Source organism: Blastomonas aquatica, assembly GCF_014639875.1.
Lineage (GTDB): Bacteria > Pseudomonadota > Alphaproteobacteria > Sphingomonadales > Sphingomonadaceae > Blastomonas > Blastomonas aquatica.
This window is the reverse complement of sequence record NZ_BMGD01000003.1, coordinates 531,179-546,118: the sequence shown is the minus strand read 5'-3', so window position 1 is coordinate 546,118 and position 14,940 is coordinate 531,179. Positions and strand designations below refer to the sequence as shown.

The 14,940-nt window shown below is 62.8% G+C and carries 14 protein-coding genes; 6 read left to right on the top strand and 8 right to left on the bottom strand.

The genetic code is table 11. From position 1 onward, the window contains the following. Positions 1-90: 90 nt before the first annotated feature. The 5 genes from IEW00_RS10545 to IEW00_RS10525 all read left to right on the top strand — a co-directional run bounded on the left by IEW00_RS10545 (position 91) and on the right by IEW00_RS10525 (position 6,116). Positions 91-2,997: a M16 family metallopeptidase gene (locus IEW00_RS10545; protein ID WP_188514336.1), complete on the top strand. Its 2,907-nt coding sequence runs from the start codon at positions 91-93 to the stop codon at positions 2,995-2,997. Positions 2,998-3,036: 39 nt separating this feature from the next. Beyond that, complete coding sequence (locus IEW00_RS10540; RefSeq protein WP_188514335.1) at positions 3,037-3,336, top strand: hypothetical protein; 300 nt, start codon at positions 3,037-3,039, stop codon at positions 3,334-3,336. 177 nt (positions 3,337-3,513) lie between these two features. Continuing rightward, positions 3,514-4,089, top strand: coding sequence for a peroxiredoxin (locus IEW00_RS10535; protein ID WP_188514334.1), 576 nt, complete (start codon positions 3,514-3,516; stop codon positions 4,087-4,089). Between the two features lie 48 nt (positions 4,090-4,137). Next, positions 4,138-5,667 carry an acyl-CoA carboxylase subunit beta gene (locus IEW00_RS10530; RefSeq protein ID WP_188514333.1) on the top strand — a complete coding sequence of 510 codons (1,530 nt, stop codon included), beginning with the start codon at positions 4,138-4,140 and terminating at the stop codon, positions 5,665-5,667. Between the two features lie 143 nt (positions 5,668-5,810). Next, positions 5,811-6,116: a hypothetical protein gene (locus tag IEW00_RS10525; protein WP_188514332.1), complete on the top strand. Its 306-nt coding sequence runs from the start codon at positions 5,811-5,813 to the stop codon at positions 6,114-6,116. A 65-nt stretch (positions 6,117-6,181) separates the two neighbouring features. On the opposite strand, the gene IEW00_RS10520 is transcribed toward IEW00_RS10525, so the two are convergent. The 7 genes from IEW00_RS10520 to IEW00_RS10490 form a co-directional block, all read right to left on the bottom strand. Then, entirely contained in the window at positions 6,182-6,370 is a 189-nt protein-coding gene (locus IEW00_RS10520) for a Thivi_2564 family membrane protein (protein ID WP_188514331.1), read from the bottom strand. 172 nt (positions 6,371-6,542) lie between these two features. Beyond that, positions 6,543-7,478, bottom strand: coding sequence for an RDD family protein (locus IEW00_RS10515; protein WP_188514330.1), 936 nt, complete (start codon positions 7,476-7,478; stop codon positions 6,543-6,545). Next, the gene (locus IEW00_RS10510) at positions 7,478-8,509 is read right to left on the bottom strand and encodes a stage II sporulation protein M (RefSeq protein ID WP_229736960.1); all 1,032 of its coding nucleotides are present in this window, start codon (positions 8,507-8,509) and stop codon (positions 7,478-7,480) included. The genes IEW00_RS10515 and IEW00_RS10510 overlap by 1 nt, the downstream gene beginning before the upstream one ends. Further along, complete coding sequence (locus IEW00_RS10505) at positions 8,506-9,828, bottom strand: DUF58 domain-containing protein (protein ID WP_188514329.1); 1,323 nt, start codon at positions 9,826-9,828, stop codon at positions 8,506-8,508. Before IEW00_RS10505 ends, IEW00_RS10510 begins: the two co-directional genes overlap by 4 nt. Continuing rightward, a complete protein-coding gene (locus tag IEW00_RS10500; protein WP_188514328.1) occupies positions 9,825-10,781 on the bottom strand; it encodes an AAA family ATPase in 957 nt (318 codons plus the stop codon). The genes IEW00_RS10505 and IEW00_RS10500 overlap by 4 nt, the downstream gene beginning before the upstream one ends. Then, positions 10,778-12,112, bottom strand: a complete 1,335-nt coding sequence (locus tag IEW00_RS10495; RefSeq protein ID WP_188514327.1) for a DUF4350 domain-containing protein — start codon at positions 12,110-12,112, stop codon at positions 10,778-10,780. The genes IEW00_RS10500 and IEW00_RS10495 overlap by 4 nt, the downstream gene beginning before the upstream one ends. Positions 12,113-12,128: 16 nt before the next feature. Next, entirely contained in the window at positions 12,129-12,773 is a 645-nt protein-coding gene (locus IEW00_RS10490) for a hypothetical protein (RefSeq protein ID WP_188514326.1), read from the bottom strand. Between the two features lie 173 nt (positions 12,774-12,946). Between IEW00_RS10490 and IEW00_RS10485 the strand changes: the two genes are divergently transcribed. Next, entirely contained in the window at positions 12,947-13,690 is a 744-nt protein-coding gene (locus IEW00_RS10485) for a hypothetical protein (RefSeq protein ID WP_188514325.1), read from the top strand. 114 nt (positions 13,691-13,804) lie between these two features. On the opposite strand, the gene IEW00_RS10480 is transcribed toward IEW00_RS10485, so the two are convergent. Further along, positions 13,805-14,914 (bottom strand): alpha/beta fold hydrolase, encoded by a 1,110-nt coding sequence (locus IEW00_RS10480; protein ID WP_229736959.1) that lies wholly within the window; start codon positions 14,912-14,914, stop codon positions 13,805-13,807. Positions 14,915-14,940 lie beyond the last annotated feature (26 nt).

Sequence of the window (14,940 nt, the reverse complement as noted above, 5' to 3'; positions counted from 1 at the left end):
ACAACGTGTGAGCAGGGCTCGCTGCCGGCGGATGTGTTCGCACGATCAAGACTACAAGCACAGACATGCTCCCAAGAGAGGCTCTTCTTCATGTTCAAGCCCTTCCGCTCGTTTCTTGCCGTCTCTTCATTGGCGATGACCGTGGCCCTTGCGCCTGCTTATGCGCAGGACGCCGCGCCGGTTGCCGAACTCGTCAAGACCATCAACATTCCCTACCAGCAGTTCACGCTTCCCAACGGGCTGACCGTCATCGTTCATGAGGACCGTAAGGCACCGATCGTCGCGGTATCGATCTGGTATGATGTGGGATCCAAGCACGAGCCAGAGGGCAAGACCGGCTATGCCCATCTGTTCGAACATATCATGTTCAATGGATCGGAAAACGCGGAAGGCGACTATTTCGAGTATCTGAAAAGACTGGGCGCGACCGATTTCAACGGCACCACCTGGTTTGACCGCACCAACTATTTCCAGACCGTGCCCAAGGCGGGTCTGGAAGGCGCGCTGTTCCTTGAAAGCGACCGCATGGGCCATCTGCTCAACGGCATCACCCAGGAAAAGCTGACCAACCAGATCGGCGTGGTGCAGAACGAGAAGCGCCAAGGGGACAACCAGCCTTATGGTCTGGTCGAGTACAAGCAGATCGAGATGCTGACCCCGCCCGAGCATCCTTATGGTCACTCGACGATCGGATCGATGGCCGACCTTCAGGCCGCCTCGCTCGACGACATGAAAAAGTGGTTCACCGATCATTACGGCCCCAACAACGCCATCCTGGTGCTGGCGGGCGATATCGACGCCAAGGAAGCCCGGCCGCTGGTCGAGAAGTACTTCGGGGATATCGCAAAGGGACCCGAGGTCGCCAAGCTGAACCCGCCACTGCCGACACTCGATGCCGAAAAAATCGCCGAGATGAAGGACAAGGTCCCCACCGCGCGGCTCTATCGCTTCTGGACAGTGCCCGGGCTCAACGATCCCGATTACGCCGCTCTCGATGTGGCCGCCACCGTGCTGGGCGGCCTTGCCAGCTCGCGGCTCGACAATATCCTGGTCCGCGATGAGCAGACCGCAGTGGCGGTCACCGCGTCTGCCCTGCCGTTCGTGCATGGCAGCATCTTCGAAGCCTATGTCGACGTAAAGCCGGGCGCCGATGTCGATGCCGTGTCGCAGCGCTTCGATGCCATCCTGGCCGATTTCATCGCAAAGGGTCCAACTGCGGATGAGGTCCAGCGGGTCGCGACCCGCGAGGCTGCAGGCCGGATCACCGGATTGGAACAGGTTGGCGGATTCTCCGGCAAGGCCGTGACGCTCGCCGAGGGTGCGCTCTATTCGGATGATCCGGCGTTCTACAAGACCCAGCTCGACAGGCTCGCATCGATGACGCCCGAAAAGGTGACTGCAGCGATGGGCAAGTGGCTGACACGTCCCGTCGCCAGGCTGCATGTGCTGCCTGGCGAACGCGATGCCTATGACGAAGCTGTCTCCGGCGCAGGTACGGCAACGGGTGACGGCCCTGCGACGCGTACCGGCGTGCTGGCAGCTCCGGCATTCTATTCGGCCATGGCCAGCGAGGCGATGACTGCAGGTGTTGCCAGCAAGGGCCCGCTCGCAGCCGTCGATCGCTCGACCTTTCCCGAAGCTGGCGCGGTGCCTGATCTGGACTTCCCCGATGTCGAACAAGCCACGCTATCCAACGGTGTCGAGGTGCGCTTTGCCCGCCGGACCGCGGTCCCCGTGGTGCGCGTCGCGGTCAGCTTCGATGCAGGCTATGCCAGCGATCCCAAGGAGGCGCTTGGGACCAACAGCCTGATGATCGCGCTGCTGCGGGAAGGCACCCGCACGCTCAATTCGGTGCAGCTCGCAGAAGCGCAGGAGCGGCTGGGGACCAACATCAACGCCTCGTCGGACCTTGATCGCACCATTGTCTCGATGAGCGCGATGAAGCCCAACCTCGGCGCTTCGCTTGATCTGCTCGCAGACGTGATCCGCAACCCTGCGTTCGATGCCAAGGAGCTCGAGCGCGTCCGGGTGCAGCAGCTCACCCGGATCGAGGCGGAAAACACCCAGCCTCAGGGAATAGCGCTGCGCAACCTGCCGCCGCTGCTCTATGGCGAAAGCCACCCTTATGGCGTGCCGCTGACCGGCACCGGCGATCCTGCGGTCGTGTCGAAGCTGACCCGCGACCAGCTGGCAGCCTATCACAGCCAGTGGATGCGGCCCGAGCGTGCATCGATCTTCGTCGTCGGCGACACGACACTGCAGGACATGCTGCCAATGCTCGAGGCGCGCTTCGGTAAATGGCCCTCGAACCGCATGGCGTTGCTGCAGAAGGATTTCAGCGCGGCCGTCCCTGAAGGCCAGGGCCGCATCATCCTGGTCGATCGGCCCAATTCGCCGCAGTCGCTGATCCTGGCGGGCCAGGTGCTCAACGCCAAGGGCACCGACAACCTGCTCGCGCTGGAAACCGCCAACGACATTCTGGGCGGCGATTTCCTTTCACGCATCAACATGGACCTGCGCGAAACCAAGGGCTGGTCCTATGGCTCGCGCTCGCTGATCCAGCGCCCCAAGAACGATGTGCCGTTCCTGATCTTCGCGCCGGTGCAGACCAACCAGACCGGACCGTCGGTCGCCGCGATCATCGAGCAGATGAACGGCTTCATCGGTGACAAGGGCGTGACCCCGCAAGAGCTGGATCGCACCGTGAAGGGCAACAGTCTCGAGCTCGCCGGAACCTATGAACGCTCGGCCTCAGTGCTCTCGCAGATGCAGTCTGACGCGCTGTACGGCCGGCCGACCAACTACGCCGAAAGCCTGGCGGCGCAGTATCGCGAGATGGATGCGGACAAGCTCAACGGGGCGATGCGCGAAGCGCTCAACCCCAAGACGATGACCTGGCTGATCGTCGGCGATGCCGCCAAGATCGAGGACCAGCTCAAGGCATTGAACATGCCGATCGAAGTTCGCCGCGCTGCCCCGGCAGCCGGAGACAAATAAGCCGATACCCGGTTCAACCACCTGAAGAGAGGAACTATTATGTCAGTTGCAGGACAATATGATTGCGTCACCAAATCGCCAATGGGCGATCAGAAGTCGGTCCTGACCGTCAATGTCGATGGCGACACCTGGACCGGTTCGAACGCCGGCCAGATGGGCGCGCTCGACATCAACGACGGCAAGGTCGATGGCGACACCCTCACTTGGACCATGGACATGAAAGTGCCCATGCCGATGAAGCTGGAAGGTACCGCAACGGTCGATGGCGACACCATCACCGGCCAGATCAAGGCAGGCGCTTTCGGCACGATGGCTATGAGCGGCACGCGCAAGGCGTAAGCCTCGCGAGACCACGATACCCTCCCCTCTGACCGGGGGAGGGTTTTTTGTATCTGTCCGCAAGGCTGGGCAGGTCGGCCAGATCGACAAAAAATACCGCAAGCTCGGCTCACGCACTGGAATTCGGCCTGCGCGTCACCAATTTTGCAGATACCATCACATCAGGGGTCATCCATCATGCGCGCTTCCTTTGCTCTCTCCCTCGCCGCCGTCGCACTGACCGCTGGCACAGCTGCGATGCTGGCCGATGCCCCCGCGCACGCCGCAGATGCAGGCAAGATCGCGATCGGCAGCAAGGCCCCGCTTTTCACCACGACCGGCGCGAAGGCGGGCAAGGCCTATAAGCTCGACCTTGCGAGCGAGCTCAAGAAGGGCCCGGTGGTGCTGTATTTCTTCCCCAAGGCGTTCACCAGCGGCTGCACCGCTGAAGCGCATGAATTTGCTACGCGAATGGATGACTTCAAAAAGGCCGGCGCGACCGTGATCGGCTTGTCCGCCGATGGTATCGATGAGCTCAAGAAGTTCTCGACCGAAGCGTGCCAGAGCAAGTTTGCCGTTGCGCAGGCAACCCCGCAGATGATCCAGGCCTACGGCGTTGGCCTGTCGGGTCGCGCCAACATGACCGGACGCACCAGCATGGTGGTTGCGCCCAACGGCCGCGTGACCTTCGTCCACAACGACATGGACTATCGCGACCATGTCAAGCTGACGCTGGGTGCGGTCCAGTCAATCGCCAAGCGCAACAAGGGCTAACGCTTTTTCCCGCGTGACCCGGTGAAGACGGCACGCTAGCGTTCTGGCATGACGTGGCAGAACGAAATCGACGAGCTCAACCGGCGCCGCGCGCTGGCCGAAGCCATGGGCGGCGCCGAGAAGGTTGCGCGCCAGCACGGCCGCGGCAAGATGGATGCCCGCGCGCGGATCGACGGACTGCTCGATCCGGGCAGCTTTCGCGAGATTGGCAAGATTGCCGGGCGTGGCAGCTATGACGCGAATGGCGACCTTGCAGACTTCGCCCCCTCCAACTTCATCTTCGGGCGTGGTGATATCGCTGGCCGCCCGGTCGTCGCCAGCGCCGATGACTTCACCGTACGCGGGGGTGCAGCCGATGCAGCGCTGCACCGCAAGTTCGTCCAGTGCGAGGCCATGGCGCACGAGATGCGGCTTCCGCTGGTCCGGATGATCGATGGCACCGGCGGCGGTGGCTCTGTCAAGACGCTTGAGACGATGGGCTATACCTATGTGCCGATGGTTCCGGGCTGGGACCATATCGTCACCAATCTGGAAACCGTGCCGGTTGTAGCCCTTGCCCTCGGCCCGACCGCAGGACTCGGCGCCGCGCGCACCGTGGCCAGCCATTATTCGGTGATGGTCAAGGGACTGTCACAACTGTTCGCCGCGGGGCCTGCTGTCGCCGCCGCGATCGGCGAGACGGTCGACAAGGAAGGTCTGGGCGGCACCGAGATCCACTGCCGCAACGGTGTGGTCGATGAAGAAGTCGCCTCAGAAGCCGAAGCCTTCACCGTTGCGCGGCGTTTCCTGTCATATCTGCCCTCATCGGTCGACACGCTTGCCGCACGCACGGGATGCGATGACCCCACCGACCGGCGCGAAGAGGCATTGCTTGACACCGTGCCGCGTAATCCTGCGCAGGTTTATGCAATGCGCCGGGTACTGGCGCAGGTGTTCGACAGCGGCAGCGTGTTCGAGATGGGTCGGCGTTGGGGCCGCGCAGTCATCACCGCTTTCGCCCGGCTCGATGGCTGGCCGGTCGCGGTGCTCGCCAGTGATCCCAGCTTTCTGGGCGGCTCGTGGGAGGCCAAGACCAGCGAAAAGGCCGAGCGCTTCGTCAAGCTTGCCGACCAGTTCCGCCTGCCGATCATCCATATGGTCGACAACCCCGGCTTCATGATCGGTGCCGATGCCGAACGCGCGGGTACCATCCGTTACGGCGTCAACGCGATGAACGCGATCTATCGCGCGCAGGTGCCGCTCGCCTCGGTGATCGTGCGGCGGGCATATGGGATTGCTGGGTCTGCCATGTCGAACGCCGAGCGCTTCCAGTATCGCTTTGCCTGGCCCAGCGGCGACTGGGGCTCGCTGCCGATCGAAGGCGGGGTCGAGGTCGCATATAAATCGGAACTAGAGGCCAGTAGCGATCCCGCTGCGCATCTCGAGACCATCCGGGATCGCCTCAACAAGGTGCGCAGTCCGTTTCGCAGCGCGGAACATTTCGCGGTCGAAGACATCATCGATCCGCGGGATACCAGGCCGTTGCTGTGCGAATTCGCGGATATGGCGTGGGCAAAACTGGGCGCCAACCGACGCTGAACCGCCGCAAAACATCGTTAAATCTGCGTCTGTCACGTTTGGGAACGACCGATTAAGGTCCGCTCCGGCATCTTCTGCCAGAAATTTAGCCGGGATGCGTGATGATGATCAACAACAGTCCAGACCCAGCAGCATCGCCAGTCATGCGAACGGTGTATTTGCGCGCATCGACCGAGACTAGCGCGAGCATTCCACCATCGACCGAGCCACCCCGAACGCTAGCTGCGGATAATGGGGTGATCAGCCTGATCAGCCAGCCTTCAGCAGTCGGCCCGTCTGCAACACGTTTGATGGCGATGGAAAGCCCTGAACGATCGGATGCGGTGATGGAGGTGTTTGCCTGGCAGACTGCGCAGGCTATGCTTGCCGACCCGATGCAGACCTTGCGCGCGCAGCCTGCACCGTTAGCTGAAAGCGTAACTGCGCTGTTGGGCGAACAGTTCGCCTAACCGCGCAGTCTGAGATTCATGCCGGGCCACCTCAGCTGAACAGCTGAGGTGGCCCGGAAAAACAATCAGCCTACGGTAACGCCCTGAAGCGACCCGAGGATACCAAACACCTGCAGCAGCCAGATAATCACGCCGATTACAACCACGGCATTCAAAATGCTTTTGATCTTGCCATCCATAGGGATGTAATTGTTGATCAGCCACAAGCCGACACCGACTGCGACGAGAACGAGAATTAGGCTAAGAATTGGCATGATGATGTTTCCCTCTAGTCCAAAACGTCACCGATATAACTAAACGGATCACTCGATCCGCTGGTTCTTCGGGCAGTTTCAATTTCAACATCTTCATTACGCCGCGCACGACGAAGCGTTGCATCGACACGGCAGAGGGCAATCATATTGCAAAACCGCATCTGATATCTGTTTAGCTGTTTTTGTCTGCTCGCCGTCTGCCAAAGCGCAAACCGCGTTCAAGCCGCGCGCGCAATTGGGTGTAATAAGCCTCGAGAAAGGCTTGCTCGTCACCGACCGGTGCACTCCAGCCAATCTTGGCGCAGATGGTGGCGGCCACCGTTTCCAGAGCATCGGGATTGGCGGTCCGCAGCACCTGCTCGAGCATCTGCAGCTCATATTCCCCATAGACCGACAACTCGCGCTCACCGAAGCGGTAGCGATCGGCCGGAAGGGCAATGTCGTCGCCTGCCGCAAGCGCCGGGGTTACGCCGCTTGCCACCACAGCACCTAGCGCCGAGCGCGGTGAATCGACGACCCAGGTGCCCGCGATCAGGTCACCGCAGCGCAGGCGGTCCTTGTTAAGCAGCGGGAACAGCAGGAAAATCCCGACCCAGATGATTCCCGACCAAGCGGCGAATTCGCTGAGCGTGCCCTGCAACCCGCCCGAGGTCATGAACATCAGCGGCAGGAACATCTCGATATCACGCAACAGATTGCGCGCGATGATCGCCTCTGCCGTCAACCGTCCGCCATCGCGCGAAGCGACCCGGATCCCGACCGAACGCTTGCCCCACGTCGCGGCGCGCTGGCCCAGTTCGAAAAACAGGAAGTAAGCGTTGCGTGCCAGAAACAGTCCAATGATGAACAGGACGAACAGGAAGTTCATGAAGCCATCCGACACCGCAGGCAGCCCGGTGGTCGAATAGGCCCAGGCCAGCAGCATCAAGGTCAGCACAAAACCCAGCACCAGGCCGAACAATATGGTCAGATCGATAAACAAGGCACCGATGCGGGCGCTCGCCGAAGCAACAGCAACATCGAGAGCAACGCCTTCGGGCGTTACCAAGGTTCGCCTCAGCCTGGGATCGGTCCCGCGTGTGCGGCCCAGCGTGGCTGCCCGCGCCATCAGCTGCGCCTCGGGCGATAGGCGAAGAAATACGCCAGCCAGAGCGCCAGAATACCATAGCCTATCGCGTAGCGGATTTCGGTCGACTGGACGAGTTGACGGGCAAAGCCCTCGAGCAGCCCGGCGCAGATCAGCATGACGATCACCCCGGTCATCACCTGCGCGGCGGTACGACCCGATTGACTGAGCGCAGCGAGGTGACTTCTCCGCCCCGGAAAGCCCAGTGCCCTGCCGATATGCAGCCCCGCCGCGCCCGCCAGCAGAATGGCGAGCAGTTCGGTCGTGCCGTGGATCGAAAGCCATCCGACGAACTCGACCGTCAGCCCGCGCGAGGCGAACACCCAGAGCATCGCGCCCAAGGTGGCAGTGTTGTAGACGAGCAGCAGCATCGTCGGCACGCCAAACGCAAAGCCCAGCGCAAAGGCAAGGATCGCGACCTGCGCGTTGTTGTTGAACAGATAAGCGGCGAACACCGACAGCCCATCGCCTTCCTGCTTGCCGAACAGGGTGCCCAGCAGCGCATCGCGCGAGGCTCCGGGAATACGCACATCGCTGAACTGCGCGGGCACCAGCCGGAAAAACCATTGCGGATCCGCCTCGACCAGCATGAAGCCCAGCACCGCCCCGATGACCATCGCTGCAAACGCGACCGCGATATCGAACCCGATCGCGCGCACAGCCCGGCTGAGCCCACCACCAAAGAAACTGCGGCACCATCCTCCGAAGGTCGTACGTGTACCGTAGACGACATAATAAGCGCGCAGCGTCAGCGCTTCGAGATAGGCGATGAGCCCGGCATCAAGCGAGCTTTCGCGCGCGATCGACAGGCTGGAGATCAGGTGGCGATACAGCACCGGCAGCGCCAGCACGTCCTCGTCTGCCAGCCGCTTCAATCGCCCCTGCTCCATCGCGGTGACCATGGCATCGAGCCGTACCCAATCGGCCTCGCGCTCGAGCCGGAAGCGATCGCTGCGCAAAACTGCAGCCGCGATGGCCTGCTCTTCGCCAGTGATGGTCGCCGAACCGGTCACAGCTGCCCCCGCCGCTTGATCTTGAGATACGCATTCATCAACCGCGTGCCGATCTCGTCATGCCGCCCCTCGATCACCTCGATCCCCAGATGCCTGAGGCGCGTGATCACCAGCCGCCGTTGCGCCAGCAGTCCTGCGGCCGCAACGCTCTGCGCGACCTGCTCGCTGGCTTCGGGCACCTGATCGACCAGCCCCAACAGCTCCTCGTCCTCGATCGCCACGAACAGCAGCAGGTGACGGTCGATCAGCCGCCCGACAGATTCGAGCATCAGTTCGGCGCTGGTCGGGTCGGTGAAATCGGTGAACACCACGATCAGCGAGCGCCGCTGCAGCTGTGCGGCCAGCGTCGAGAGTGCGAGCGTGTAGTTGCTCGCCTCGAACCGATAGTCGATCTGCGCGGCTTCGGATTGCAGGCGGAAGAAGTTGCGGCTGCCCGAGACGAACGGGGTGGTGCGCTCGGGGCGCGCGGCAAACGAAAACAGCCGCACCTGATCGCCTGCCTTCAAGGCGACGTAGCTGGTCAGCAGCGCCGCCGAGACCGCACGATCGATCCGAGGCAACCCCGCAACCGGTTCGCACATGTCGGAACCTGAATCGAGTGCGAACACGATCTGGTTGTTGCGTTCGGTGTCGTATTCGCGCGCCAGCAGCTTGGAATGCCGCGCGGAGCTTTTCCAGTCGATCGCGCGCCGGTCGAACCCGGGCTGATATTCCACCAGCGCTTCGAACTCGCTGCCCTCGCCGCGCATCTGGCGCGCAAGGATGCCGAAGATCGCTTCCTTGAGGAACACCTGCAGCGCAGGCGCGCGGACGGCGGCGATGTCGGGCAGGATCGCGATGCTCTCGCCGCTCGCCTGCGTGGCCTGACGCCAGCCCAGCCCCATCGGCCCCTGCCAGCGCAGCCAGAGTTTCTCGATCATCAACGAACCCCGGCGCACCGGTTGCAGCTTGATCGTACCGCTCAGCGTTCCCGAGGGCCCAAAAGCAACCAAGGCACCATCGCCGCGACCACTGGGCACCAGCCGGGTTTCGACCGCTATGCTGACCTCGGCGCGGCGCACCGGCATCTGGCCCGAAAGCTCTGCCTCCACCCCGATGCTGACCGCCTGCCCCAGCTCGCTGCTCGCAGGCACCACCAGCCGGATGAAACGCGCACGCCCCGCGACCAGCGCATCGAGCAGTGCCAGCAGCAGCATCGCCGCCGACCAGGCCGGCCCCAGCGCCCACAGTCCCGGTGACAGCGCCGCGAGCAGCACCGAGACCGGCGCGCCTGCTGCGATCAGCAGCCCGGCGCGCAGACTGGGGTAGAAGGCTATCAACGCGGCGCTTCTGTGCGTTCGACCAGATCGGCGACGATCGCCTCGACCCTCCGGCCCTCGATCTCGGCAGCAGGCGAGAGCAAGGTACGATGACGCAGCACCGAGGCTGCGAGCTGCTTGACGTCGTCGGGGATCACATAATCGCGTCCTTGCAGAGCAGCACGCGCCCGCGATGCGTTGGCCAGCATGATCGCGGCGCGGGGGCTGGCGCCGCTTTCGAAATCGGCGGTCTCACGCGTCGCGCGCACCAGCCGTACGATATAGGCGACCACATCCTCGACCAGCCTGACCTCACCCACCGCTGCGCGCGCGGCGACGAGATCTTCGCCGCTGACCTGAGGCTGGATGTCGAACGCCGATGGCGGCTGCGCCCCGGTGCGCCTGCCATATTCGGCAACGATCCGCGTTTCTTCCTCGGCGCTGGGATAGCCGACCAGCAGCTTGAACAGGAAGCGATCGAGCTGCGCCTCGGGCAGCGGATACACGCCTTGCTGCTCGATCGGGTTCTGCGTCGCGACCACCATGAAGTGCGGAGAGAGCGCATGGCGGGTGCCGTCTAATGTCACGCTGCGCTCCTGCATCGCCTCGAGCAATGCGGCCTGGGTCTTGGGCGGGGTGCGGTTGATCTCGTCGGCAAGCAGCAGATCGGTGAAGATCGCCCCGCGGGTCAGGGTGAACTGGCTCGTCTGGAAGTTGAACAGATTGGAGCCAACGATATCGCCCGGCATCAGATCGGGGGTGAACTGGATGCGTCCGTAATCCAGCGACAGGCACGCGGCAAAGCACTGCGCCATGAAGGTCTTGGCTGTCCCCGGCGGCCCTTCGAGCAGAACATGGCCCGACGAGAACAACGCGATCAGCATATGATCGATCGTGTCGTCCTGGCCGATGATCGCCTTGGCCATCTCTGCCCGGATGCGCCCGCCCAGCGCGTTGATATCGGCAATGTTCATCCCAAACGTTCCTTTTTCCAGGCATAGAGCGCGCGTGCCGCCGACACGATCGAGGGGCGATCGCGCGCCGCACGCATATTGGCGCTCAATGTTTCGTAGCTGCGGCCTTCGGCATCGGGGGATACAATGGCCAGCCGGTCATCGATCTGCTGGTGCGAAAGGCCCGGCGGCAATCCCAAAGATCGCGCGGCCCTGTCGCGCACCAGATCGGCATAAGCGGGCGCTGTCAGATGATCGCGCCCCAGCCGCCGGACCAGCCCCGCGCTGCCCTTGACCAAAGCGGTCTTGCCGAAACCGAACGGCTGAGCTTCGGCCAGTGCAGGGCCAAAGCGGCAGAACGCCATCCAGCCAAAGGCGATCGCGGCCAGAGCCAGCGCGATCACCGCACCGACAAACGGTGGGCGGAAGGCAACCGAAAGCAGGTTGTCCGATGTGCCGAGGCCATTTTGGGTGAGGTCGAACACCACGCCCTGGCCGCCACCCGACCAGGCCGAATCGATGATCTGCAACGCTTGGCGCGCGGTGTCGCGGTTGGCGAGCCCCATGTTGTTCATCAGATCGGCATCGGCGACGATGACCACCGGGTAACGGCCCTGCTGCACGCCGGGGTTGCTTTCAGGGTTTGCGGGCGCGCTGGCATCAAGCGAGGGGTACCAGCCGCCATCGTCAATAACCGCCACCCGAGCGCGACCGGTCGCCTGATCGGAGAGCACGGTCTTGAGTTTGTCGCCGCTGATCGTGACTCGCGATGTGAGCGCCTGCTTCATCATCGTGCCGCGGTCCTGCGGCTTTTCCGGCTGGATGAACGGAACCGGGATAAAGGCATTGTCCAGCCCCTCGAGCCTGGTCCGTACCTGTACCAGCCTGGAAAGAACCTGCGGCGCCTGGATCGCCAGGAACGGTGATTCCAGCCTGACCCAGCCGGTCTTCAGTCCCTGTTCGGGGGTCACCTGCCATTTGGGCAGGATGATGATGGTGGGGCCAATGAACGCGCGCTGGTTGACCAATGCCGCAAGATCTTCCGGATCGGCCGTGACTGCAGGGGTCACGATCAGCAGGTCCTGTTGCTGCAGCGCATTGGCGCTGCGGCCAAAGCTGACCTTTGTGCCGGTCTTTTCGAGGAGTTGCCCGAGCGCCGAATAGCCGATCGAGCTGGCCGACGCGCCATGCGCCGCACCATTGTTTGAGGGGCGCAGCGATCCACCCGCACCGATGGCGTACAGCAGCGCCAGAAACGCCGCGAAACCGATCGCGACCATCAGCAGCACCGTGCCACGCGCAAAGGGATTGGCGCTGCTGCCGCCTGGGCCCGCCGCAGATTGCGCTGTCAACGGTTTTCCTGCCATGTCAGCCGCCATCCAGCGCAAAGGCGCGATAGGCTTCACGCGAACTGTCCCACGCCTGGCGATCGAGCGGACGGCGCGCGAAGAAGCTCGCCTCGACGTGCCCGGCGATCACCGAGAACGCGGATCGCGCGCGCGCCGAGAGCGCCTCGAACGCGCCGATCTCGCGCGCGGTGGTCGATGGCCGCAACAGTTCAGGCCGCTTGACCGCGATATCCTCGATCGAGCGATACAGCAGCAGGTGCGCCGCCTCGTCAAACCTCTCCTGTGCCGCGAGCGCATCGGCTTCCTCGAGCAACTTGCGGGCCTGGGCGCGGTCGGGGGCCCAATCGGCTGTGGCAACCGCGCGCCGTTCGCGCCAATCGGCAATGTACGGAGCCAGGATCACCCACAACAGCGCAGCAACCCCAACAACCAGAGCGCCGAGCAACAGCTTGCTGAGCACCGGCCAGGATGCCGATAGCGCCTGCGCCAGCGGCCCCAGAACCTCGGACAGCCACCGGGTGACATCGCTCCACCATTCGGGTGGCGGATCGGGAGGTTTGGCAAAGCTGGGGGCAAACTGAATGTCGCTCTCGCCACGCACCTGCGTATAGGCCGTGTCAAAGCCGTCGCGGCGGGGTGCGGAAAGGGCTGGGCCTGCAGTCACAGCCGGTTTGATTGCAGATGGCGCCCGGTGGAGCAAGGCGATTTGCGCAAAAGGCACAGGCCGCTTGCCCATCCCCTGTGTCGCCAGGCACTGGACGCACCGGTCCTGCCTGTTAGGCTGGCAGCCAAGAACAGGATTCGGGCGCATGGGACTTGAAACCGGGGAGACTAGTTATGGCCAGCAAAGCTGCTGACTTCAGCATTTCCAATGTATTTTCGAACACCTTCGGCGTGATTGCGCGCAACGCACCACTGTTTCTGGGTCTGTCGCTGATCATCGTCGGCGCTCCGCAGTTGCTGATCGGGCTGCTTTTCACCCCTGATGCATCCGATCCGATGGCGCTGATGGCCAACCCGGCTGCAATCTTTACCAGCATGATCGGGTATATCGTGTTCCTGTTTCTCTCGATCGTGCTTCAGGCTGCGCTGATCGTTGCCTCGGCCAATGATCTGGCGGGCAAGCCGGTCAACTTTGGCGAGTGCGTCAATCGTGCGGTGGCGAAGCTGTTTCCGCTGATTGGGCTTGGTATCGTCGTCGCGTTCGGCGTGACGATCGGTTTCCTCTTTCTGATCGTACCGGGCGTAATCCTCTATCTGATGTGGATGGTCGCGGTGCCTGTGCTGATGGTCGAAAATCTGGGCGTATTCGAATCGCTCAGCCGCAGCTCGGCGCTCACCAAGGGAGCGCGCTGGAAGCTGCTCGGGCTGATCGTGGTGTTCTTCATCTTCAGCATGATCATCGCGATCCCGATCGGCGTGCTGTCACTGCTCAGCCCCAGCCTGACGGTGGTCAGCAGCGCGCTGCTCAGCGCGATCAGCGCAGCCGTCGGCGCCGCCGGTATCGCTGCAGTGTACATCGAACTGCGCGGTTCGAAGGAAGGCACCAGCAGCGACCAACTGGCCAGCGTGTTCGCCTGAGCTGGCGGTTATCCGACCGTTGACCGTTCCCCGGCGCAAGCCGGGGTCCAGGGCGGGGTTGCGTTGTAGCCAGTCTGGATTCCGGCTTTCGCCGGAAAACGGTCCGGGCCGGATTTACTTCGCGCTACGCTCAAGCAGCGCGACGAGTTCGTCCCTCCAGAACTTCGCCCAAGTGTGCGTCCCGTGGCCGCGGGTGTCATCCGTCGCCTGGATCAGCAGGTATTTGCCATCGGGCAGCCGTTTGCCGAAGTCTTCGGCCACGCCGTAATCCCACGGGTTGATAAAATCGTCCGACGAGTTGATCCAGGTGACCGGCATGGTCATTTGCTCGACAGTCGCCGAGGGATCGTAATTGCGCGAGGATTCGATCTGATAGATGATGTCGTTGGCATCGATGCCCTTCATCGACGCCGCGACCCGCTGGTTAATGTATTCATCTGCCGTCTCGCGAGTCGGGAACGCCTTTTGCAGATACAGCGGTGCGAAGCCTGCGACCTGCAACAGGCTGGCAGCCACGCGCAGCCCCATCATTGGCGGCGCGCTATATTCGCCGCCTGCCCATGCCGGGTCGGCCTTGATTCCCTCGATCGCCGCCTTGCGCCACATCCGGTTGTGCCCCGCGATCGGCATCGGCAGACAAGCCATCGGCATCATCGCCTGAACAAAACCGGGATCGACCTGGCCCCAGACGAAGCCGTGCATGCACCCCATCGATGTGCCCATCATCAGCCGCAGCCGATCGACCTTGAGCCCTTCGACCAGCATCTGCCGCTGCGCCCTGACCATGTCGGTGTAATCATACGCCGGAAACCGCATCTTCAGCCCGTCGCTCGGCTTGGACGATTTGCCATGGCCGATGTTGTCGGGAAGGATTACGTAATATTTGGTGATGTCGAGCGGCTGGCCGGGACCGAAAAGCTCCTGCGCAAACTGCGGCTGGAGGAACTGCATGCCACTGCCACCGGTACCGTGGAGCACCATTACCGCGTTGGTCACCCTGCCTTGCGCATCGCGCTTGGGCGTACCCAATGTCGCGTGATGCATCCGCAATTCGGCCATCGTCTCGCCGCTGCCGAACCTGAAATCCTTGAGGATCGCAAAGCCCTGCTTGAGCTGGGTAGAATAATCGACCGCAACCTGCCCGGTCGCCGGTCCCGGTTGTGCCGCTGCCGGAACCGACATGGCTGCACAGGCCATCAACAGGCCCACCGTCTTCAATCGCATCGCAAACCCCTGTTCTGTCGCTGTGC